Source organism: Hyphomicrobium sp., from assembly GCF_041674905.1.
Lineage (GTDB): Bacteria > Pseudomonadota > Alphaproteobacteria > Rhizobiales > Hyphomicrobiaceae > Hyphomicrobium_B.
The window spans coordinates 33,291-55,164 of sequence record NZ_JBAYUV010000017.1; the positions used below are offsets into that span (position 1 = coordinate 33,291).

Sequence of the window (21,874 nt, forward strand, 5' to 3'; positions counted from 1 at the left end):
GATCCGGAGTCAGGTACGATATGATAAGCGATCTCGAAGCCCGCATTCGCAATGTCACCGCGGTGCTCGGTCCGACCAATACCGGCAAGACGCATCTCGCGATTGAGCGTATGCTCGGCCACAACAGCGGCATGATCGGCTTGCCGCTGCGCCTTCTGGCGCGTGAGGTCTATGACAGGATCAAAACGCGCGTCGGCGTCGAGAATGTCGCCCTCATCACGGGCGAGGAAAAGATCAAGCCCGAGCGCGCCCGCTATTGGGTCTCGACCGTCGAAGCGATGCCGCGCGATATCGATGTCGATTTTCTGGCGATTGATGAAATCCAGCTCTGCGGCGATCCCGAGCGTGGCCACGTCTTCACCGACCGTCTGCTGCACGCGCGCGGACGCTCGGAAACATTGCTGCTCGGCGCGCAGACGATGCGCGAGGCGATTTCCGATCTGATCCCCGGCGCCAACTTCATCTCCCGCCCGCGCTTGTCGAAGCTGACGTACACGGGCGAGAAAAAAATCACGCGCTTGCCCGCCCGCTCGGCGATCATCGCGTTCTCGGCGCAGGATGTTTATGCCGTTGCCGAATTGATCCGCCGTCAGCGCGGCGGCGCTGCCGTCGTTCTCGGAGCGCTGTCGCCGCGCACGCGCAACGCCCAGGTCGCGCTCTATCAGTCCGGCGACGTCGAGTTCATCGTTGCGACCGACGCGGTCGGCATGGGGCTCAACCTCGATATCGACCACGTCGCATTCTCGGCCTTGAGAAAATTCGACGGTCAGAACCATCGCAATCTGACGCCGGGCGAGATCGGCCAGATCGCGGGCCGCGCCGGACGTCATATGAACGACGGAACCTTCGGTGTGACGGGCAGCGCCGAGGCGCTCGATGCCGATACCGTCGAGCGTCTTGAAACACATAGCTTCGATAGTGTCCGCACGTTGCAGTGGCGCAATCGCAATCTGGATTTCAGCTCGCTCTCGGCGTTGCATGAATCGCTGCGGCAGTTGCCGCGCGAGCAACGCCTGACGCGCGCCCGCACCGCCGACGATGTCGAGGCTCTCGAAGCGCTGAGTTCCGATCGCGAAATTTCCGATATCGCCACGACGCGTGACAACGTGGCGCTGCTTTGGGACGTCTGTCAGGTTCCGGATTACCGCAAGATTTCCAGCCAAAGCCATGCCGAGTTGATCTCAAATCTCTACCGGCATTTGACCTCCGGAACGCACAAGATTCCGGAGGACTGGTTCGCCAAGCAGGTGGCTTTGGCGGATCGCACCGACGGCGACATCGATACGCTTGCGACGCGTATCGCCCACATCCGGACGTGGACGTTCGTCGCCAACCGGCCAGCCTGGCTGAGCGACCCTGTTCAATGGCAGGAGCGGACGCGGGCTGTAGAAGATAGTCTTTCCGACGCACTCCACGAATGCTTGACGCAGCGTTTCGTTGACCGCCGGACCAGCGCACTGATGAAGGGCATGCGAGACAAGGAAGAGTTGACGGCGGACATCGCCGAGGACGGCGCGATCACGGTGGAAAGCCACTTCGTCGGCCGCTTGAAGGGATTTTGCTTCACGTTGGATTCGGCCGGCGACGGCATCCACGAGCGCGCGACGCGGCAGGCCGCGATGCAGGTCGTTACGCGCGAACTCGGTATGCGCGCACGCCGCGTATCGGCGGCGCAGAACGATGCGTTCAAGCTGACGCGCGCAGGTGTCGTCGTCTGGCGCGACGAGGACATCGCGAAGCTCGACCGCTCGGAGGACCCGCTGCAACCCGGCCTGTCCCTCATCGCCGACGAAAACATGAGCGAATCCGATCGCGAAAAGATTCAGGCGCGCCTGAAAACCTGGCTCGACGATATGATCGGCGAAAAGCTGAAGCCGCTCGTCGATATGGCAAAGACCGGCGACCTGCAGGGCCTCGCCCGCGGCATCGCATTTCAGCTGAAGGAAAACCTCGGCGCACTGAAGCGCGAGACCGTCGCTGACGATGTCAACGCGCTCGATCAGGCCGCGCGTGCCGAGCTGCGCAAGTACGGACTTCGATTCGGCGCTTTCAATATTTTCTTCCCCGTCATGCTGAAGCCCGCGCCCGCCGACCTTGCGGCGACGCTCTGGCTCCTGAAAAACGGCTCAGCCGTGACCGGCGTGCCGCAATTGCCGCGCCCGGGTCTCACCTCCGTCATAACCGACGCGACAGTGCCGGAAACGCTCTATCGTGCGCACGGATTTCATGTGTGTGGGCCGCGCGCCGTTCGTCTCGACATTCTGGAACGTCTGGCGGATCTGATCCGCCCGCTGCTCGCCTGGCGCTCGTCTCCGGAAAGGGGCGACACACCGCCCAAAGGCTCGACCGGCGACGGCGGCTTCAAGGCGACGGACGACATGATGTCGATCCTTGGCTGCTCGTCGGGAGAGCTGGGAGAAGTCCTGAAGTCGCTCGGCTTCCGGCTCGAGCGCCGTCCGATCGCCCCCGCACCGGCGGCAGCCCCGGCTGTTGCCACGGTCGACCTAACCGCCGCCGCGCCTGATGCACCTGACGCGACTTCGGAAGCTGAAGCCGCCCCGCAGCAGCCCGCCGAAGAAGCCGAAACTGCGGTCTCGACGCCAGCCCTGCCCGCCGAAGCCTCCGAGTCTCAGCCTGCGGCGCCCGTAGCGGCCGATAGCACCGAAGCGCCCGCCGCACAGGAAGCAGAAGCCGAAGCGCAAGCGGAGCAATTCGAAGAGATCTGGCGTCCCCGCCGCCACCATCGCCGCGAAGGCGGGCATCGTGATCAACGCGACACGCATCAGCGGCGCGGCAAGCCGCGCTTTGATCGCGGTGCGCCTGTCGTCACGACAACCGCCGAGGGAAGCGCCCCGCCCGCCGCCACTCCGGTTGGCGATGCCAACGTCAAACCCGATCAGCAGTCGGCCCGCCCGCGCTTTGAGCGCCACGACGGCGGTAAACCGCGTGGCGATCACGAGAAGCGACCCAACCGCCCGGCCGATCATCGTCAAGGTGATCATCGGAAGGGCGATCATCGCCCCGGAGATCACCGTCAGGGAGATCACAGGCAGGGTGACCATCGCCACGGCGAAGCCCGCCGCCGCGATGAGCCTCGCCGCTCGCCGCAGGTTGTCACCGCCGCGCCTCCGAAGTCAGGGTCCGCCGACTCCTCGTCTCCCTTCGCGGCCCTCGCCGCGCTCAAGGCGCAAATGGAAAAGCGCAGCGAAGGCTCCGGCTCGACCTGATGGGTCCGGCGGACGTCAACTCCGGTCAGCGCATCGATCAGTGGCTCTGGTTCGCGCGCATCACCAAGTCCCGCACGCTCGCCCAAGATCTCATCGCTCGCGGCAAGGTGAGATTGAACCGCGCTAAAATCGATAAGCCGAGCACGCTCGTGAAGCCGGGCGACGTGTTGACCTTGGTCGCTGGGCCTGCTGTGCGAAGCCTCGAAATCGTCGCGATAGGCCAGCGTCGCGGGCCTGCCGCTGAAGCCCAGCTGCTGTTCCTCGATCATACGCCACCGGCGCCACGGCCCGGGGCGGCGGAGATGTCGCTACGACCGGCGCAACCCGCGATCCGGCTGGAAGGCGCGGGCCGGCCAACGAAGCGGGATCGCCGCCTGATCGACAAGCTCAAAGGTCGTTCGTAACTGTGACTCCGCTCCACCTAGGCAATCGGTCCGCCTATGCTAAAGAAGGCGCCGCCAATGTCCGCGCGAACCTTTGATTCGGCAGGTCCGGCCACAATCGCGCACCAGGGATCCCGCCAGGAAACCGTATGACCTACGTCGTCAACGATAAGTGCATTAAGTGCAAGTACACCGATTGTGTCGAGGTCTGCCCGGTCGATTGTTTTTACGAAGGCGAGAACATGCTCGTCATCCATCCCGACGAGTGCATCGATTGCGGGGTCTGCGAGCCCGAGTGTCCGGCTGACGCCATCAAGCCCGACACGGAGCCTGGGGTGGAGCGCTGGCTTGAACTAAACCGGCAGTATGCAGACAATTGGCCCAATATCACCTCCAAGAAGGAGGCGCTGCCTGGGGCGGACGACATTAGGGATGAGCCGGGCAAGTTCGAAAAATATTTCTCGTCAAAGCCAGGTTCCGGAGATTGATTCTCAGGTTTCTGCAAATTTTGCGCTTAAATTGAAATAAATACCTATGCTTAAAAAATGATTCCGTGCCGTTTTGGCGCGAATTTTAAGCTCGACCAGATTGTCTCATGAGGTCGGCCTTCATTTGCGGGCAGAATTATGCTAGAGTCTTTCTCGATGGCATTATGTCTGCACAAATCCGAAACGGCTGCGAACAAAAGAAGGTCGCCTGACTTTGCGGGCCGGCTTTCAATGAAACGTTATGGGGCGTCACACGGCCGGTTCAAAGTCGGCCAGTTCAAGGTCGGACGGAGTTTGCAAAGCTAGGCCACAATGAGCGCGCAGGGGACGGCCTTTCCTTCCAGGAAGGGTTTGGCTCGATGCGCGCGTGTCGTCGGCGACAGCCGATGGCACTGATGCCCGCCCACCAGGGCGGCCTTACGAGCCGGTCCCCCGGCCATGCTCAGTACGCGAGAGTGAGAAAAAATATGGCGCAAAAGAAGAAAGCTCCGGTCAGCCCCAAGTCCGCAGCGAAATCCGCGGTCGGCAAGGCTGTCCCGTTGAAGGCGGCTGCGAGCTTGCAGAAATCTGCGAAGCCCGGCAAGGCGAAGGCTGAGGCCGAGACGAAGCCGTCACTCAGCAAGCAGAAGAGCGCACAACCCGTCGCATCGGCCAAGCTGGCCAAGAAACCGCAGCCGGCCGCCGCCAAGGTCGAGCCGGTCGTGACCAGGAAGCCCGTTTCACCCTCTCAGTTCGCGGCAAAAGCTGCAGCGGCCGCACCGCAGCGTGCGATGACGGTTCCTGCCGGCGCCCACAAGCCCGCTGGCCAGAAACTCACGTCGGCTGTCGCGCCTGCAACCCAGCCTGTGACGCCCAAGGCGCTTGCCGAGAAATCGGCTGCCGCGCGTCAGCTTCTCGCCGTGCAGAAGAAGCCGGTCAGTCAGCGTCACGGCTTCAAGGCCAATGAGTTCGTTGTTTATCCCGCTCACGGTGTCGGCCGCATTGTCGGCATCGAGGAGCAGGAAATCGCCGGCATGTCGCTCGAGCTTTTTGTCATCACCTTCGACAAGGAAAAGCTGACGCTTCGCGTCCCGACCGGCAAGCTCGCAAGCGTCGGCATGCGCAAGCTCGCCGACGAAGGGCTCGTCAAGAAGGCGATGGAGACGCTCAAGGGCCGGGCGCGCGTCAAGCGCACGATGTGGAGCCGCAGAGCGCAGGAGTACGTCGCGAAGATCAACTCTGGTGATCTGATCTCGATCGCCGAAGTCGTCCGCGACCTCTATCGCTCGGAAGCCCAGCCGGAACAGTCGTACTCGGAACGTCAGCTTTACGAGGACGCTCTGGATCGCATGGCGCGGGAGCTTGCCGCCGTCGAAAAACTCGATGAGCGTGGCGCCGTCCAGTGCATCACGGAGATTTTGTCGAAGAGCGCCAAGGGTCGCCGCTTGGCCGATAGTGAATCGGTCGGCGAAGCCGCATAGAGTGCTTCCGGAAAAGTGGAAACCGGTTTTCCGGCCAGTTTTCCAATAAGAAGTACGACAGAATAAAGAGCTAAAGCCTTTCCGCGATTTCACCAAAATCGGAAAGGCTCTGACGCTCCGAGATAGCTTCGTCTACAAATTTACAGCGCCCGGTTCCGCACCTTCCGTCGGATCCGGGCGCAACTGTTTGGCGGGATCGGGATCTGCGGGCGTGCTCGCAGGCTGCGCGTCGTCAGGCGATGTCGCTGCGCTGACGTCTGCGGGGCTGGCGCCGCCGTCCTTGCCGTCAAGAAATTCGATTTGCGAAACGTCGGCAATATCGATCAAGGGTCCGTTGCGCCGCTCGATCCAGCCCCGCACGATGACGGATTTCGATTGCAGTGTATCGAGCGTGCGCGCCAGCTCCGGGTTAGCGCCGAGCACGGCTTTTCCGATGCGGACCGTGAAATCGGATTTCCAGTCCGTTCCGAAGTTGAGATAGGTCGTCGTTTTCGTTCGCCCGACGGACGCGACGGTGCCGATCACGCGCTCATATTTTCCGCGCAGCTTCAAGAGCATGCCAGGCTGCTCCGCCGGCATCGGCCGGTAAACGCCATTGCTCCAGAGGCCGAGTCGCTTGCGACGTGCCTCGGCTTCGTGTGCGAGAAGCTCGCGCACGCAAGAGAAACTCTCGGGCACGCCATAGGCGCGAGCCTGTCCGGCGGCGAGCATCGTGCCTTGCACCCATTCGGACCGGCCGCCCGCTTCGAGAAAAACCTGCGCCAGGAAGCGGCCATATCGATCCTTTTGCCGGCCTCCGAAGGCGAGCTTGATCCTTTTGCCGAGCACCAGATTTGAAAGCGTCTGGAAGGATTGGATTTCGGGCGGCCACGCGCCGGCTTCCGCTCCGGCATCCCGCGCGCGAGGCGCCAGCGCCCCGATCAAACGCACCGCGCTACCGTCGTCGAGGATGAGCGTCTCGCCATCGAGCACGCGCGCGACGGTGCGCACCGGACCGGGATCGAGAATGCAAGGCGCTGGCAGCTTGCCGCGTGCAGGCGCGTCATCCGCGATCGCGATCGCCGGCAGTGCCGCGCTCATGAGAGCGCCAAGGCCAGCAAGCCTCGCAATGATACGCGCTCTCGAACATCGCCCCATGACGGGAGGAAATCACAGACGCCAACGCGCGCCAAGCCTCTCGCAACACGAGACCCGCGATCAATGCCGTGAACGAGTCATGAGAGGCGGGAAAACGAAAAAGCGTCCGATGGGGCGCGACCGCGAACGGCCCTCGCGGGACCCGCTGAGCTTCGCAGCCTCCCGCACGTTCGCGGTCACACGTCGTCATACGATGGATAAATGTCAAATTCAATCATAAGTTGAATATATGGGTGATTGCATGCTTTTAGGGTTGCTCCTGCAACAACAGAGCCCGCGCAGCCACTCTCTTGACCCGCCGCGACGCTCACAGCATAGCTTGCGGCCACGCGGACAGTGCGGCGCAACCGCCGCGATCTGTCTGGCCCCGTAGCTCAGCTGGATAGAGCAACGGTTTCCTAAACCGTAGGTCGCAGGTTCAAATCCTGCCGGGGTCGCCAACGCGCCGTTTTCGAAACGTCACGCCACAACCGTGCACATCACTGCGGTCGCGCATCGCGCGCCGCTTGAGCGATCTTGTTCTGCTTGAGAACGCTGCCGACTTTTCCGCGAGGCAGAACCCGGCGGCGCCGCACACTCTCTTGCGACTGCATGCCTGTTCCCGATGTGCGGCTTGCAGGAATGGCCGGTTTGAAGTTCGAGGCGCGACGTTGCGCAAGTGCTTTATGCGCCGCTTCCACGTGCTCCATCCTGGCTTCGAGCTTGCTCAGCCGGGAGAGCTCTTTCTTCACACGCTTCAATGCCGCCGCGAAAAGCTGCTTGCGGCGTTGCGGCTGCTCGACGCTACCCGGAAAGCTCTTGCCGCGTGGCTCGGACTTACCGCGGGTTTCGCGTTGTTTCTGGCGCGTCAAAGTTCGCGCCTTGTCGCGCATGTCCCGTAAGCGCGTTTGCAGCTCGGTCAATTCCTTCCGGCTCAGATCATAAATTTCCGGGTGATGTGTGGAGCGAAGCACCGCAATCTCATCGGAGTTTAGAAGGGCGCGCTCAGTTTTCGCCGACATCGACATGATGAAATATCTCTACGCAGCTTGCGAAATGGGCCTGTCGGCACCTTACGCTTTTCGGCGGCTGAGACAGCTGTCTGTCAGCGAATTGTAAGATGCAGGGTTAAGAATTTCGCCGGTCTTTACGGCGCCGGACGACCAACCTGTGATTGCTACGGCAATCGGAGTTAAGGGGAATTGCACGCAGGGAACCACCAACCTTGCATTCGCCGGAAAACATCAGTTATCTGCTTTAGTCGCATGGCGTCGCCCGCCTAAAGATATAACGTCCTGAAATACAATCTGGATTTGAAACCCGGTGAGGAGCATCAGAGTTTTACGCTCGTCAACGAGAGGTGCCAGTTCCGATGACGTCGGACACGCATGCGGCGTCCACCGAGGCGTGGCCGTTTCACGTGGGGCTTGGCGCTGATGGCCGGCAAGATCGAGGTCACGATTGCGGATCAGAACCCGGTCGTCCGGGCGGGTCTGGAAGCGCTGGTGCAACGCGATGGGCGTTTCAGCGTTTGCGGCGTTCATGCCTCGGGTGAATCCCTGCTCGAAGCCCTGAAGGTCAAACCCATCGAAATCGCCGTCATCGGTTGGGCGCTGCCGGACATGACGGGCGGCGCCGTGCTCACGCGCTTGAAGCAGGAGAAGTGGCGAACGCGCGTCGTCATCTACACGGGCGAGCGCAGCAGTGACGTCCTGAGAAAGGCAATCAAAGGTGGAGCGTGGGGCTTCGTCTCGAAAACGGAAGAGCCGCAAGTGCTGCTTGAAGCCGTGGTGTCGGTCGCGCGCGGCCGCTTGTCGCTACCCTACGTCGATATCGATTTGCTCAACCACGATCCGCTGGAGGGACTAACTGCGCGCGAGCGCGAGTTGCTCGCTGCGCTTGCGAACGGCTGGACAAACCTGCAGATCGCCGCCCGCACCGGAATTTCTCGCAACACCGTGAAATATCATCTGAAAAATTTATACGACAAACTCGGCGTGTCGAATCGCGCGATGGCTGTTGCGCTGCACGTTTCGGTTAACCGTAACGATCACGCCTAGCCGAACATCCTCGCCCCACTCGAGTGGCGATTGCGATCTGCACATAAAGCCGCAGCGGTGGGTAGCCTATGCTGCCCAACGGGGTGTTGTTAGTTTTTCGTTCGCACCCTCACTGTCCCCCTGCTAGTTAGAACTGACGCCCGCATCTGCGATCGGGCGGAAGGATCAGCAAAAGCACGTCGGATCTCGCGTCCCTGCAATCGTAGGGGACCGTCCGGCTTGGCTCAACGCAGCGCGGAGAAACGCTCATGACCGTTACGCCTCACCTTTTTATTCCCGGCCCGACCAACGTCCCCGACGCTGTGCGCATCGCAATGAACCTTCCGATGGAAGACATGCGCTCGCCCGAATTTCCCAAGCTCACGCTGCCGATTTTTGAAGACCTGAAGAAGGTTTTCAAAATGAAGGACGGCCGCGTTTTCCTTTTCCCGTCGTCAGGAACGGGCGCATGGGAATCGGCGATCCAGAATACGCTCGCAGTTGGCGACAAGGTTCTGATGAGCCGCTTCGGCCAGTTCTCGCTGCTCTGGGTCGATATGGCGGAGCGCCTCGGCTTGAAGCCTGAGGTTTGCGATGAAGAGTGGGGCACGGGCGTCCCGGTCGAGAAGTACGCTGACATTCTCGCCAAGGACAAGAACCACGAAATCAAAGCCGTGTTCATCACGCAGAACGAAACCGCGACCGGCGTCGCGAGTGACGTGGCCGGCGTTCGCAAGGCGCTCGATGCTGCCAAGCACCCTGCTCTTCTCTTCGTTGACGGCGTTTCGTCCGTCGGCTCGCTCGACATGCGCATGGGCGAATGGGGCGTCGATTGTTGCGTCTCCGGCTCGCAGAAGGGCTTCATGCTGCCGACGGGCCTCGGCATCCTTGCCGTCAGCCAGAAGGCGCTCGACGTCAACAAGAGCAAGAACGGCCGTATGAACCGCTGCTTCTTCTCATTCGAAGACATGATCAAGACGAACGATCAGGGCTTCTTCCCCTATACGCCCGCGACGACGCTGATCCGCGGTCTGCGCACCTCGATCGACCTGCTTCTCGGTGAAGGCATCGACAACGTCGTTGCGCGCCACCATCGCCTCGCCTCTGGCGTGCGCGCCGGCGTCGAAGCCTGGGGCCTGAAGCTCTGCGCGAAAGCGCCGAAGTGGCATTCCGACACCGTGTCGGCGGTTCTCGTGCCGGACGGCATCGACAGCAACGCCGTGACGAAGACGGCTTACTATCGCTACAACACCTCGTTGGGCCTCGGCCTGAACAAGGTCGCGGGCAAGGTCTTCCGCATCGGCCATCTGGGCTCGCTCGATGAGTTCATGGTTGGCGGCGTTCTGTTCGCGGTCGAGATGGCGCTCAAGGATTGCGGCGTCCCGGTCAAGCTTGGTTCGGGCACCGGCGCAGCCGCCGAGTACTTCACCAAGAACCCGGTCAAGTCGGCGACCAGCAAAGAGCCGCTGAAAGCCTAAACCAGACAATGCCCGGCCGCCCGAAGCGGCTGGGCATTTTTGCGTCGTATCGCACTTTCGTTGGTTGATCGGCGCTCTGCATTCTGATCTTTTCGCAATGAAAAAATGATCGTTTCACTTCGCTAGGAAGGCGACCCCCAAATGAGCTATACCCTCTACCCCAATCGCAAGCAGCGCCTGCAACGTTCCTACCTCGCTGTGCCGGGTTCCAACCCGAGCATGATCGACCGCGCCATCAAGAGCGCCGCCGACTACGTGTTCCTCGACTGTGAAGATGCCGTTGCGCCGCCCGAGAAAGAACAGGCCCGCAAAAACATCATCCAGGCGTTGAACGACCTCGACTGGAAGGGCTCAGGCAAGAGCGTCTCGGTTCGCATCAACGGCCTCGACACGCACTATTGCTATCGCGACGTCGTCGACATCGTCGAGCAGGCGGGTTCGAAGCTCGACACCATCCTCATTCCGAAGGTCGGCGTGCCGGCCGACGTGTACGCCATCGAAAGCTTCGTCAGCCAGATCGAAGTCGCGAAGGGTCTTCCGCACCAGATCGGCATGGAAGCTCTCATCGAGACGCCGCTCGGCATGGCCAACGTCGAGGCGATCGCGTCTGCAAACAGCCGCCTTGAATCGATGCACTTCGGCGTCGCCGACTACTCGGCCTTCAACAAGGCCCGCACCGTCGTCATCGGCGGCTTGAACCCCGACTATCCAGGCGACCAGTGGCACTTCCCGCTGTCGCGCATGACGGTCGCCTGCCGCGCGTTCGGCCTGCGTCCGATCGACGGCCCGTTCGGTGGCATCGACGATCCGGAAGGCTACAAGGCCGCCGCGCGCCGTGGCGCAGCTCTCGGCATGGAAGGCAAGTGGGCCATCCACCCCTCGCAGATCGATCTGGCGAACGAGATCTATTCTCCGACGGCCAAGGAAATCGAACGCGCCGAGCGCATCCTGGTCGCTCTCAAGGAAGCTGAAGCGCAGGGTAAGGGCGCGGCATCGCTCGACGGCAAGATGATCGACGCGGCATCTGAAAAGATGGCGAAGAACCTGCTGGTGACGGCGGCGGCGATCAAGGCCGGCGATGAAGCTCGCGCGAAGAGCAAATAACCAGAAGCCGGAAACGACAAGCCCCATCCCGAGGAGTCCAAAGACATGGACATTCATGAATACCAGGCCAAAGAGCTTCTTGCGAAGTTCGGCGTGCCGATCGCCCGCGGCGGACTTGCCTACAGCCCTGAACAGGCCACCTATCGCGCCAGCGAGCTTGGCGGCACCGTCGTCGTCAAGGCGCAGATCCACTCCGGCGCCCGCGGCAAAGCCGGCGGCGTCAAGGTCTGCAAGACGGAAAAGGAAATCGAGGATGCCGCCGAGTTCATGCTCGGCCGCAAGCTCGTCACGCACCAGACGGGATCGGCCGGCAAGCTGGTCTCGCGCCTCTACATCGAGGAAGCGACGAACATCGATCGAGAAATCTATCTCGGTTTCGTGATGGACCGCGCTTCCGAGCGCATCGTCGTCGTTGCTTCGGCGGCGGGCGGCATGGACATCGAGGAAATCTCTGCGTCGCAGCCGGATACGATCATCCGCGTTGCCGTCGACCCGGCGGTTGGCATGCAGCAGTTCCAGGCGCGCGAACTGGCTTTCGGTCTGGGCGTCGACCCTGAGATCGTCAACAAGCTCGTGCCCGCGATCATGGGTTGCTATCGCGCTTTCCGCGATCTCGATGCGATAATGGTCGAAATCAATCCGCTCGTCATCACCAAGGAAAAGCAGGTCCTGGCGCTCGACGCCAAGATGTCGTTCGACGACAACGCGCTGTTCCGCAGGCCGCACATCGCGGAACTCCGCGATAAGAGCCAGGAAGATCCGCGCGAAACCTACGCCTCGGACCGCGGCCTTTCCTATGTCGGTCTCGACGGTGACATCGGCTGCATCGTCAACGGTGCTGGCCTCGCGATGGCAACGCTCGACATGATCAAGCTGGCTGGCGGCGAACCCGCAAACTTCCTCGATATCGGCGGCGGTGCCTCTCCCGAGCGCGTCACGAAATCGTTCAGGGCCGTTTTGCGCGACAAGAACGTCAAAGCCATCCTGGTCAACGTCTTTGCCGGCATCAACCGTTGCGATTGGGTTGCCAAGGGCGTCGTCGACGCCGTGAAGGAACTCGAGATCAAGATGCCGATCGTCGTCCGCCTCGCAGGCACCAACGTCGAGGAAGGTCGCAAGATCATCGACAACAGCGGCTTGACGGTCATCAGCGCGGAAACCCTCGCCGATGCTGCCAAGCAGGCGGTCGAAGCGGCCCAAAAAGCCTAAGCCCGGAGAAACGTACCAATGGCAATCTTTATCAATGAAAAGACGCCGGTCCTGATCCAGGGCTTCACCGGCCGCATCGGCACCTTCCACGCCCAGGAAATGATCGACTACGGCACGAACGTCGTCGGCGGCGTGACGCCCGGCAAAGGCGGCACATCGCATCTCGGCCGTCCGGTCTTCAATACCGTCAAAGGTGCCGTCGACGAGACGGGTGCCGAGGCGTCCATCGTCTTCGTGCCGCCGCCCTTCGCGGCCGACGCGATCATGGAAGCTGCCGACGCCGGTATCAAATACTGCGTCTGCATCACGGACGGCATTCCGGCTCAGGATATGATCCGCGTGAAGCGCTACATGCGCCGCTACAAGAAAGAAGCGCGCATGATCCTGACCGGCCCGAACTGCGCCGGCACGATCTCTCCGGGCAAGGCGATGCTCGGTATCATGCCGGGACACATCTACCTTCCGGGCCGCATCGGCATCGTCGGCCGCTCCGGTACGCTCGGCTATGAAGCGGCCGAGCAGCTGAAAGCTCTTGGCATCGGCGTCTCGACGTCGGTCGGCATCGGCGGCGACCCGATCAACGGCTCGTCCCACCGCGACGTTCTCGAGCACTTCGAGAACGATCCGGAAACGGACGCCATCCTGATGATCGGCGAAATCGGTGGTCCGCAGGAAGCCGAAGCTGGCCTCTTCGCCCAAGAGCACATGAAGAAGCCCGTCATCGCCTACATCGCCGGTCTTTCGGCGCCGAAGGGCCGCCGCATGGGCCACGCCGGCGCCATCGTTTCGGCATTCGGTGAGTCGGCTGCCGAGAAGGTCGAGATCCTGAAGGGCTGCGGCGTCGCGATTGCGCCGACCCCGTCGGAAATGGGATCGACCGTCGCGCAGGTTCTCGGCAAGCTGAAGAAGGTTGCCTGATCTTCGCAAAGACCGGAGCGGCCTCTCCGCTCCGGTCTTTGCACACTGAGCCAAATGATTTTACGCTTGAACGTGGTCCCGCACCGGGAACGCGGAGGCTTGTGGCATGCAGGATACGACGCGCGTGGAAAACTTGGCCGAACTCGATGAACTCGAGTTGATCGAAGAGTTGAAACGTCTGAGGACTCAGATCCCGGACAATCCCTCGCTCAATCCCATTCTCAACGTCGCCTTCGATCTTTCGCGGCGTCTTGAGTCGCAGGCGGTGTCGTTCGACGCCGTCAAAAATCTTGCGGGCCGGTTGATGGATCGGGCCTGCGTTCGTCGTGCCCGGCGCTTGCGCGAAAAGGTCGGCTATGTCGATCAGGCGACGACGCTCAAGGATTTCACGTCTTACGTCGAAAAGACGGCAAACGAAGCGGCGGGCTCGATCGAAGCCTTCGCGCAGCGCTGGTCGCGCGCGCGCACCGGCATCGTCATGACGGCGCACCCGACGTTTGGTCTTTCCGATGCGCTCTATCGCCGGATGGTTGAAATTGCCGTCGCCGATCCCTCCGCCAAAGAGGTCGCGATCGGCATTCCTCATCGTCCCGAGGACACGCTGACGCTGCAGCATGAACATAAGTGCGTGCAGGACGCGATCCGCAATCTGCGCAACGCCTATGAAGAGCTGCTGCATGCGTTCTTCAGCGTTGCGTCACAGAAGTTCGGCGAAGCCGCATTCAAACTGCGCCCGAAGTTGGCGACGATGGCCTCGTGGGTCGGATATGATCTCGACGGCCGCAACGATATTTCCTGGACGTTTTCCTTCCACGTGCGCCTGCTCGAGAAAAGAGCGGCGCTGGTCGACATCCGCGAACGGTTCGTCGTCCTGAAGCACAAGCTTGACGACGCCGATGGTCCTCAGCGCATCGCGCGCCAGATCGTCGGCAAACTCGATCTCGGCATTGCCGCGGTCGACGAGCAGATCAAGGCGATCGAAGGCTTCGAGCACGACCACGATTACCTCGCGAAAGCAGCGAACGTCATCACCAAGTCGGACGGCTATAACCTCCTGACGGTGGAGCCGCTGCAAACGCTGTTCGAGCAATTGATCGATTCGGCAGAGGCGCCGCAGGTGAAGCGCGCCATCGCGGCTCTGTCCGGCCTCGTCGCCGCAACCGGGCTCGGCACGTCGCACATTCATCTGCGCATCAATGCGCTGCAGTTGAACAACGCGTTCCGTGCCTACGTCCACGAGCCCTGGACGCGCGATTTGACCGAGCGTCAATCGCTGGCACGTATCGTCGAAATGATCGAAAATTGCCCGCAGGAGACGGTCAATTTCTCGACCCTCGACCTAGAGACAGCGACGGCCATCCGTCAGTTTGCATTGACCGCACAAATTCAGAAGCATGTCGATAGGGAAACGCCGATCCGCTTCCTGATCGCCGAGGCGGAATCGCCCGCAACGATTCTGATCGCGGTCTTCTTCGCCAAGCTTTTCGGCGTCGATCACATCACCGACATCTCGCCTCTGTTCGAAACGCCGTCGGGTCTTGAAAACGGCGCGCGCATCATGGAGCGCCTGGTCGAGGAAGATACCTATCGCAATTACGTTCAAGGCCGGAAGCGTCTCAGCATCCAGACCGGATTTTCGGACGCCGGGCGGTTCATCGGGCAAATTCCGGCGACGCTGGCAATCGAGCGTTATTACGATAGCCTGTCGGCACTGGTCGCGAAGGCCAAGCTGCAAGACGTCGAAACGCTGATTTTCTCAACGCACGGCGAGTCCATGGGGCGCGGCGCCCATCCTGGCGACCTTCATCAGCGTCTGCATTACTTGATGACGGATGCGTCGCGCCGCCGCTTTGCCGACGCCAAGATCCCCGTGAAGCACGAAACGAGCTTCCAGGGCGGCGACGGCTATATGACCTTCGGCAATCGCGCCTTGACGACCCGGGCCTTGGCGACCGTCGTTATCGACGGCGAGCTACCTGAGGCGACGGTCGATCCGTTCTACACCGAGCAGAATTTCAACCTCGACTTCTTCCTCCGTCTGCGGTCTTTCCAGCAGAAGCTGTTTGCACATGAAGGCTATCGCGCCGTGCTCGGCGCGTTTGGTGCGAACCTGTTGTTCAAGACCGGATCGCGCCCGGTGAAGCGCCAGGGCGAGCATACGTCCGATCGCGGCAACCCGGCGCGTATGCGCGCCATCCCGAACAACGCCATCCTGCAGCAGTTCGGATATCTCGCAAACGTCGTCGCGGGGCTGGGCGTTGCGGTCGGCAGCGAGGTCGATCATTTCAACAAGCTGGCCCGGTCGTCGAAGCGTTTGCAGTCGATGCTGGCAATGGTCGCGCACGCCAAGACGATTTCAAGCCTCAACGCCATGGCTGCCAACGCCAAGGTCTTCGATGCCGGGTTCTGGGCGGCGCGCGCCTCGTGGGGCCGTGAGCAGGCGCTGGATGCGGCGTTCCGGACGCTGGCGACGCATCTGTTGCCAGACGATCGCGAGAGCGACATTGCCGAGCTTGTGCACCTGCTGCGTCTCGATGCGATCGATCTTCACGCCATCCTGACCGATCTCAACATCGAGGACGGGATGACGCCGGACGAGAATCGTCTTGAGCTCGATCTCCTGCAGGCGATCCGTCTCGCGGTGATGATGCGGATATTCATCCTCGCAGCCCAACTCCCGCGGTTTTCACCGCAGGATGGCCTGTCGCACGCGCAGGTCCTGGAAATGGCGCTCGGCCTCGATATTCCTGACGTTCTCGCCGTTCTGCGCAAGGCGTTCCCGCATTCGAACAGGAAGATCGGCGAGAAGGACGAGTTCAACGAGCAGGCGAGCTATCGTCCGCGCGGCGTCAACGACTATGGCCGTCTCGAAACGGAAATTCTGACGCCGATGGAAAACTCGTACGAGTTCGTGCGCGAGATCGGCACCGGCATTTCGCATCACTTCGGCGCCTTCGGTTGAGCTGCGGCGCGAAGTTCGGTTTCAGCGGCTTTTGCTGGCTCGGCGGCTTGCTAGAGGGCTTCCGGAAAAGTGGGAACCGGTTTTCCGGTAAGAAGCACGACAAAATAAAGAGCTAGAGCCTTTCCGCGATTCCATAAAAATCGGAAAGACTCTAGCCGCATTTCTGTTTGAAGTCGCCTGCATTCAGCGCAAACACTTCGCCCGCGCTCGTCTCCGTGTCGAGCCAGAGAAACGGCAGGTCTGGACGCGCGGCATCCAGCGCCTCCTGGCCGGTGCCGATTTCGACGATCAGATTTCCGTTGGGTTCGAGCCGTTCGCCTGCGCTCTCAAGGATGCGTTTGACGAGATCAAGCCCGTCAGCGCCTCCGAGATGGGCGAGCTGCGGCTCGGCACGATATTCCGGCGCAAAGGCTTCGACCTCGGCGGCCGCAACGTAGGGCGGGTTCGAGATGATGAGATCATACGAACCGGCGGGAATTCCATCGAACAGATCGGCCTTGAACGTCCGCACGCGTCGTTCCAAGCCGTAGTCGCGAATGTTGCGCTCGGCGACCGCCAGCGCGTCTTCCGAAATATCGCTCGCGTGAACTTCAGCGTTGGGAAAAGCTTCCGCCGCAAGGATCGCCAAGCAACCTGAGCCGGTGCACAGGTCGAGCACGCGTCCGACGTTGTCGGCATCCGGCACGATAGACGCGAGTCCGTCGCGCGCAATGAGTTCAGCGATGAACGAGCGAGGGACGATGACGCGCTCGTCGACGTAGAATTTGCGCCCCTGAATATAGGCGGCATTCGTCAGGTACGCGGCAGGCTTGCGCGTCTCGATCCGGCGCGCGATGAGAGCGCTTAATGCGGCGCGCTCGTCCCGCGTCAGATGGCAGTCGAGCCACGGACTAATGTCGTCGATCGGCAGCGCAAGTGTTGAAAGAATGAGGAATGCCGCCTCGTCGACGGCCGTTTCTGTCCCGTGCCCGAACACGAGGCCGGCGCGCGTCATGGCCGTGACGGCATACCTTAGCCAATCCCGGATCGTAACCAGGTCGTCGCTGTGCTGCGGGGCGCGGTCCGTCATGAAGCCCTGAGCCGCATCGTTACCTCGTTGCGGGCAGCTCGTCGAAACGAATCAGCCGTCGCTCGGCTTCGTCCCAAAGCTTCAGCCGCGCGCAGCGGATGCTGTCGCGCAAGGAGAGCTGGTTGATCTCCTGCAACTCGGGACTGGCGTCGAGGCAAGCCATCAGCCGATAATTCGGAATCATGCTGTTCAGGTGATGAATGTGGTGCAATCCGATGTTGCCGGTAAACCAGTTCAGCACACGCGGGAGTTTGTAATAGGATGAGCCGAGCAGCGCCGCGACTTGGAAATCCCAGCCTTCCGCTTTGTCCCAGGTCGTCTCCTCGAACTGATGCTGAATGAAGAAAAGCCAGCCGCCGGCCGCCGACGCGATGTGAAGGATCGGCAGCCCGACCCAAAGCACGTTGCTCCATCCGAAAAAGTAAAACAGCGGTGCGTAAAACGCGATCAGCCCGACGTTGAGCCCAAGCACGCTGCGCCACGTCTGGCTTGGCGCCAGCGCATGCACCCAAGGCAACCGCTGCAGAATGACGAAATAAGTCGGCACGCCGATGCCGAAAAGAAAAAGCGAATTGCGGTAGAGGCGATAACGCAGCTTCTGCAGCGGCGGGAGCGCCAAATATTCGCTGACCGTGAACGTATCGATGTCGCCAGCGCCGCGCCGGTCGAGGTTGCCCGACGTCGCGTGATGCTGCGCGTGTTCGCGTCGCCATAGTCCGTAGGGCGCGAACGTCAGCACGCTCATGCAGCGGCCGACGAAATCATTGGTGGGACGCGATGCGAAGAACGATCCATGCCCGCAATCGTGTTGAATGATGAAGGCGCGGACGAGCAGCCCGGCGGCAGGGAGCGCGAGAAGAAGCGTCGCCCAATAGGCGTGCTCGACCGTGGCGAACATTGCCGCGATGACGAGGACGAGCGGCACCAGCGTGGTGATAAGCTGTTGGACCGCAAGACGGGGCACCGAACCACGATACTTTTGACAATGCGCAGCCAGCCGGCGCACACGCTGCTTCTGGCTTTCCGGCATGACGTCCGGGCCAACCGCGCCCAGTCGCGCTCCGTGTTGATCGAGTTCGGCACGGCTCTCCGCATGCAGCGGTTGCTTTACGCTCAGGTTCAAGACGTCGGTCCCCCCAAAGTGGCTCGGAAAGTCGTCCACTCGTAGATTTCGGGTAGCATATTCATCCAAAGTCGCAAAACGGCGTTGACAATGCGATCAGAAAAATTGCGTGCGTTACTATGCGTGGTCCTGAAGGCGCGGCCGCAGAATAGGTCGAGTGTCGCCGTCGCGATGAAAAAGGGAGCCGATTATTTACCGGCTCCCTCAATAGTGAGTTTATGTCTTTTATGTGAATAAGCCTAGTGTTGGCCCCAGATTTCAACGATCGCCGATCCCTTGCCCTTGGCGGAGGAGTCGAAGAACCTCGAGCGGTATTTAGCTTCGATGTGGTCGATCGGCTGACGGCGCTGGCCGCTGAGATCGATCGGTCCATAGGTTCCACCGGCGTCGACACGCGTGCGGATCGGCACCGTTTCATCCGAACCGTCGGAGTAGAAAACTTTGAGCTCGTTAAGCGTAATCGCACGGTCGCGCGCCGTCACGCGAAGCCGCCGGAAGCCACCCTCGTTGCTGGCGATTGGAATGACGTCCTTGTCGAAGCCGACGAAGCCAGCCGTCTGGGCGCCGAGCAGCAGCCAGCCTTGATTATACTTACGCCCTTCGCCGTTCGGTCCGAGCCAGCCCGGTGCATAACGGCCGAATATCTCGATGCGCGCCTGCCCGTTGAAGTTCGGACGTGAGCGATAAACGAGCTGAATTTCCTTGATGAAGCGGTCGCCTCGAAGGTCGATCCAGTTCGTGCGCGAATTCTTCGGAATGTCCGCGTTCACCGCCAGCGCGTCGCTTTCGCCGTTGTTGTAAACGACCTTCAACTCGCTGATGTGGATGTCGTTATCGAGCACGCGCAGGCGAATCTTCGCGAACTTGCCGACTTCATTGCCGACGCGGATGACGTCGCGGTCAGTCAGGAAGCCGACGTACTGGGCGCCGAACAGCACGTCGCCGCCGGCCGTCGCTTGTCCAGGTGTCGTCGGAGTGGCGACGGGAACCGTCGGTTTCACCGCGAGATCGTCGCCGCGATTGCGCCCGCTCGAGACGAGATGTTCCGAGCGGTCGCGATTATCCGAATATCGCCCGTCGTCGCCACCGGCGCGATCCATCCGCCGGCCTTGCCGGTCCTGGATGCCGATGATCTGCAGCCGCCCGCGTCCGTATCCGGGTTCCTGCGTGATCTTGATCTGATCGATGAAGCGGCTTTCATACGTCGGGTTGATCGGACGGCTGCGCTCGCCCCAATACATGTCGATTTGCCGGTCCTCGCTCCAGACCGTGCCGTCACTGTAGACGATCTCGACGCGCCGGAGATCGAAGAGCTTGCCCATCGAATTCTTGATGCGGATGCCCTTGTAGGCGCCTTTCGCCTGGCGCACGTCGATCGTGTAGCGGTCGAGCGAAAGATCGACATCCGATTCGGCGATGACGATGAGCTGATTGTTGTGATGCTGGTGGTAACGATGCCAGCGTCGCGCATCGGCGCTCGACAGCATCCCCATCGCCAGGACTGCGGATAGCCCCAGTACCAGTCTACGAAACATAACTTGACCCCTCTGGTTCCTAAACGCCCGTGCCCCGATCGCGCGGGCACTTTAGCGATGAAGAGTCAAAAAGGCAGCGGGCCGAGTCCATTTCCCTGTTGCCGCAACGCGTTCAGCTCGCCGATGGTGTGAATCTGCAACACAAACTTTATACCCACGGTTAGGGGACTTAGGACGTGGCACTCATTTGCCTTGCGAGCCGTGAGCAGCCGTTTGCTCGCTGCGGTTTCCGTGTCGGCAGGCGACGCGTGACCGTTGCAGTTTTGCCAACTGCGTCGGGTAAACAGGCACGACTTGACATAAAAGCGCGAATCAGTTTCGGCGAGATCTTGAAATTCGCCGCGATATCGGGATCTAATAAAGGGAATAGAGCTTTCGCCGTCCCATTCCCCCATTGGCGCCGGTTCTAAGTTTACGCCCACGGTCTTCCCCCGACCGTGGGCTTTTTGTTTCTGGCGACGTTCGCGGCAATCTACGAGCGGCTGGAGGATACGAAGCCGGCGGCTTTCGCTTCGTCCTCGCTGCAGAACCAGCGCTCGCCCTTGTTGGTGCGAACCTTCGCGCGGTCGTAATCGGCCGCCCACGGCAGCGCATAGAACTTGGATGACGCGCGGACGAATCCCTTGATCGGACAGCCGTCCGGGGCGCCGCGCTTCGCGTCCTGCCACTGCTGATCCCGCCATTCCTGCGGCCGCTGGATTTCGCCCTGCCAGATGCCTTTCTTCGCGTTGCGCGCCGCCTCTTCCTCGCTGCCGAGCGAGCTGAAGAACGAGCTGACGGCGAAGACGTAACCGTTGCGCACGAGCTCCGTCGCCACGTCGGACTCTCCGACGCTGCACTGCGCCGATACATATCCGTCCGCGTCCTGCCCCGACGGCGTGCAGGTGACGCGCTGCCCCCGGACGACACGCGCGAGCCCGGATTTGGCGGCCGACGCGCAATCCCAGCGGCGGCCATCGGCGCGGAAACAGGGCTGGCGCGATTGTGGAGCCTCGACATTGGCGACGCGCACCACCACGCCGTCGACGCGCATCAGGTCGCCCGCGATCGCTATGGCGCGGCCGGACAGTTCGGTGCTGACTGAAACCAGCGCCGGGCCATCCGCCGAATGCTCGGCGACGGCAATGCCATCCGCGCTTCTGAGCATCGGGCCGCCGAAATAAATCAGCCCGAGCGCCGCCGCCGCGCCCGCGATGTGGCGAGGCTTGACCGGCGATTTCCGCGCGACGTCCGGCAGAAGCCTTGCCTTTGCGCGCACCGCGTCGGCCGGGCCTTTGAAGGCGTCGCCGAGCGCAATGCCGAAGCGCCCGGCGAGTCCGCGAAACGCATCGGCGATGACCGCAAACAGGAATTTCGACCAGCGCGTCGCCAGATGAAACGCGGCGGCGGCGAAATCGAGAAGCGCTTCGATGATGATCGAAAGGAGCTTTGAGAACTGCGAGCCGACGAACGAGGCGCTCGCGCGGCCCGCGTCGGCCCCGGCGTCGGCCGCATTCTTCACTTTTTCGACGGCCGCAAGGCGCGCATCGTCGATACGCCGCTGGCGATCGGCGCGCCGCACCAGCACCGTGGTGCGTACGTATTCACGCCATTCAAAGCCTTCGCTGCGCCTGCGCCAGCCGAACATCCTGGCAATCCTCCCCCGCACGATTCGCGCGTGAATATTTGGAACGAAGTATGGCAGTCCTTTGTCGCGAGCGGGACTGCCCACATCTCGCGGCGGATTGCGAACGTCTTTGCCGAATCAATCCCGGCAATATCAA

16 protein-coding genes and 1 tRNA gene are annotated in these 21,874 nt (G+C 61.6%); 11 read left to right on the forward strand and 6 right to left on the reverse strand.

The genetic code is table 11. The annotated features are described in order from the left end of the window. Positions 1-20 precede the first annotated feature (20 nt). The 4 genes from WC026_RS09130 to WC026_RS09145 all read left to right on the forward strand — a co-directional run bounded on the left by WC026_RS09130 (position 21) and on the right by WC026_RS09145 (position 5,558). Positions 21-3,227, forward strand: coding sequence for a helicase-related protein (locus WC026_RS09130; protein ID WP_372710570.1), 3,207 nt, complete (start codon positions 21-23; stop codon positions 3,225-3,227). Beyond that, on the forward strand, positions 3,227-3,631 hold the full coding sequence (locus WC026_RS09135; protein ID WP_372710571.1) for an RNA-binding S4 domain-containing protein: 405 nt from the start codon (positions 3,227-3,229) through the stop codon (positions 3,629-3,631). Before WC026_RS09130 ends, WC026_RS09135 begins: the two co-directional genes overlap by 1 nt. Before the next feature lie 128 nt (positions 3,632-3,759). Beyond that, positions 3,760-4,098: a ferredoxin FdxA gene (gene fdxA, locus WC026_RS09140; RefSeq protein ID WP_372710573.1), complete on the forward strand. Its 339-nt coding sequence runs from the start codon at positions 3,760-3,762 to the stop codon at positions 4,096-4,098. A 467-nt stretch (positions 4,099-4,565) separates the two neighbouring features. Continuing rightward, positions 4,566-5,558, forward strand: a complete 993-nt coding sequence (locus WC026_RS09145; protein WP_372710574.1) for a CarD family transcriptional regulator — start codon at positions 4,566-4,568, stop codon at positions 5,556-5,558. A 132-nt stretch (positions 5,559-5,690) separates the two neighbouring features. On the opposite strand, the gene WC026_RS09150 is transcribed toward WC026_RS09145, so the two are convergent. After that, entirely contained in the window at positions 5,691-6,638 is a 948-nt protein-coding gene (locus tag WC026_RS09150; protein WP_372710575.1) for a thermonuclease family protein, read from the reverse strand. A 420-nt stretch (positions 6,639-7,058) separates the two neighbouring features. Between WC026_RS09150 and WC026_RS09155 the strand changes: the two genes are divergently transcribed. Beyond that, positions 7,059-7,135, forward strand: a tRNA-Arg gene (locus WC026_RS09155). Positions 7,136-7,174: 39 nt separating this feature from the next. Here the strand turns inward: WC026_RS09155 and WC026_RS09160 are convergent. After that, positions 7,175-7,702 (reverse strand): hypothetical protein, encoded by a 528-nt coding sequence (locus WC026_RS09160; protein ID WP_372710576.1) that lies wholly within the window; start codon positions 7,700-7,702, stop codon positions 7,175-7,177. A gap of 408 nt (positions 7,703-8,110) precedes the next feature. On the opposite strand from WC026_RS09160, the gene WC026_RS09165 reads away from it, so the two are divergent. The 6 genes from WC026_RS09165 to WC026_RS09190 all read left to right on the forward strand — a co-directional run bounded on the left by WC026_RS09165 (position 8,111) and on the right by WC026_RS09190 (position 16,384). Next, complete coding sequence (locus WC026_RS09165; RefSeq protein ID WP_372710577.1) at positions 8,111-8,734, forward strand: response regulator; 624 nt, start codon at positions 8,111-8,113, stop codon at positions 8,732-8,734. A 248-nt stretch (positions 8,735-8,982) separates the two neighbouring features. Next, entirely contained in the window at positions 8,983-10,191 is a 1,209-nt protein-coding gene (locus WC026_RS09170; RefSeq protein ID WP_372710579.1) for an aminotransferase class V-fold PLP-dependent enzyme, read from the forward strand. Between the two features lie 141 nt (positions 10,192-10,332). Next, entirely contained in the window at positions 10,333-11,295 is a 963-nt protein-coding gene (locus tag WC026_RS09175; protein WP_372710580.1) for a CoA ester lyase, read from the forward strand. A 45-nt stretch (positions 11,296-11,340) separates the two neighbouring features. Next, positions 11,341-12,504, forward strand: a complete 1,164-nt coding sequence (locus WC026_RS09180; RefSeq protein ID WP_372710582.1) for a malate--CoA ligase subunit beta — start codon at positions 11,341-11,343, stop codon at positions 12,502-12,504. 18 nt (positions 12,505-12,522) lie between these two features. Continuing rightward, positions 12,523-13,422, forward strand: a complete 900-nt coding sequence (gene sucD / locus WC026_RS09185; RefSeq protein WP_372710583.1) for a succinate--CoA ligase subunit alpha — start codon at positions 12,523-12,525, stop codon at positions 13,420-13,422. Positions 13,423-13,528: 106 nt separating this feature from the next. Then, positions 13,529-16,384: a phosphoenolpyruvate carboxylase gene (locus WC026_RS09190; RefSeq protein WP_372710585.1), complete on the forward strand. Its 2,856-nt coding sequence runs from the start codon at positions 13,529-13,531 to the stop codon at positions 16,382-16,384. A 151-nt stretch (positions 16,385-16,535) separates the two neighbouring features. Here WC026_RS09190 and prmB read toward each other — a convergent pair whose 3' ends face one another. From prmB to WC026_RS09210, 4 genes are all read right to left on the reverse strand, one after another. Then, positions 16,536-17,453, reverse strand: coding sequence for a 50S ribosomal protein L3 N(5)-glutamine methyltransferase (gene prmB / locus WC026_RS09195; RefSeq protein ID WP_372710586.1), 918 nt, complete (start codon positions 17,451-17,453; stop codon positions 16,536-16,538). A 19-nt stretch (positions 17,454-17,472) separates the two neighbouring features. Next, complete coding sequence (locus WC026_RS09200; protein ID WP_372710588.1) at positions 17,473-18,576, reverse strand: fatty acid desaturase; 1,104 nt, start codon at positions 18,574-18,576, stop codon at positions 17,473-17,475. A 239-nt stretch (positions 18,577-18,815) separates the two neighbouring features. Beyond that, on the reverse strand, positions 18,816-20,111 hold the full coding sequence (locus WC026_RS09205; RefSeq protein WP_372710590.1) for a DUF2541 domain-containing protein: 1,296 nt from the start codon (positions 20,109-20,111) through the stop codon (positions 18,816-18,818). 472 nt (positions 20,112-20,583) lie between these two features. Next, positions 20,584-21,738 carry a thermonuclease family protein gene (locus WC026_RS09210; protein ID WP_372710592.1) on the reverse strand — a complete coding sequence of 385 codons (1,155 nt, stop codon included), beginning with the start codon at positions 21,736-21,738 and terminating at the stop codon, positions 20,584-20,586. Between the last annotated feature and the right edge of the window lie 136 nt (positions 21,739-21,874).

Excerpts from the sequence above, each read along its gene's own strand:
- WC026_RS09160 (WP_372710576.1), bottom strand. The coding sequence starts at position 7,702 with ATGTCGATGTCGGCGAAAACTGAGCGCGCCCTTCTAAACTCCGATGAG.
- WC026_RS09130 (WP_372710570.1), top strand. The coding sequence starts at position 21 with ATGATAAGCGATCTCGAAGCCCGCATTCGCAATGTCACCGCGGTGCTC.
- WC026_RS09180 (WP_372710582.1), top strand. The coding sequence starts at position 11,341 with ATGGACATTCATGAATACCAGGCCAAAGAGCTTCTTGCGAAGTTCGGC.
- WC026_RS09175 (WP_372710580.1), top strand. The coding sequence starts at position 10,333 with ATGAGCTATACCCTCTACCCCAATCGCAAGCAGCGCCTGCAACGTTCC.
- fdxA (WP_372710573.1), top strand. The coding sequence starts at position 3,760 with ATGACCTACGTCGTCAACGATAAGTGCATTAAGTGCAAGTACACCGAT.
- WC026_RS09135 (WP_372710571.1), top strand. The coding sequence starts at position 3,227 with ATGGGTCCGGCGGACGTCAACTCCGGTCAGCGCATCGATCAGTGGCTC.
- WC026_RS09170 (WP_372710579.1), top strand. The coding sequence starts at position 8,983 with ATGACCGTTACGCCTCACCTTTTTATTCCCGGCCCGACCAACGTCCCC.
- WC026_RS09205 (WP_372710590.1), bottom strand. The coding sequence starts at position 20,111 with ATGTTTCGTAGACTGGTACTGGGGCTATCCGCAGTCCTGGCGATGGGG.
- WC026_RS09210 (WP_372710592.1), bottom strand. The coding sequence starts at position 21,738 with ATGTTCGGCTGGCGCAGGCGCAGCGAAGGCTTTGAATGGCGTGAATAC.
- prmB (WP_372710586.1), bottom strand. The coding sequence starts at position 17,453 with ATGACGGACCGCGCCCCGCAGCACAGCGACGACCTGGTTACGATCCGG.
- WC026_RS09150 (WP_372710575.1), bottom strand. The coding sequence starts at position 6,638 with ATGAGCGCGGCACTGCCGGCGATCGCGATCGCGGATGACGCGCCTGCA.
- WC026_RS09190 (WP_372710585.1), top strand. The coding sequence starts at position 13,529 with ATGCAGGATACGACGCGCGTGGAAAACTTGGCCGAACTCGATGAACTC.
- sucD (WP_372710583.1), top strand. The coding sequence starts at position 12,523 with ATGGCAATCTTTATCAATGAAAAGACGCCGGTCCTGATCCAGGGCTTC.
- WC026_RS09165 (WP_372710577.1), top strand. The coding sequence starts at position 8,111 with ATGGCCGGCAAGATCGAGGTCACGATTGCGGATCAGAACCCGGTCGTC.
- WC026_RS09145 (WP_372710574.1), top strand. The coding sequence starts at position 4,566 with ATGGCGCAAAAGAAGAAAGCTCCGGTCAGCCCCAAGTCCGCAGCGAAA.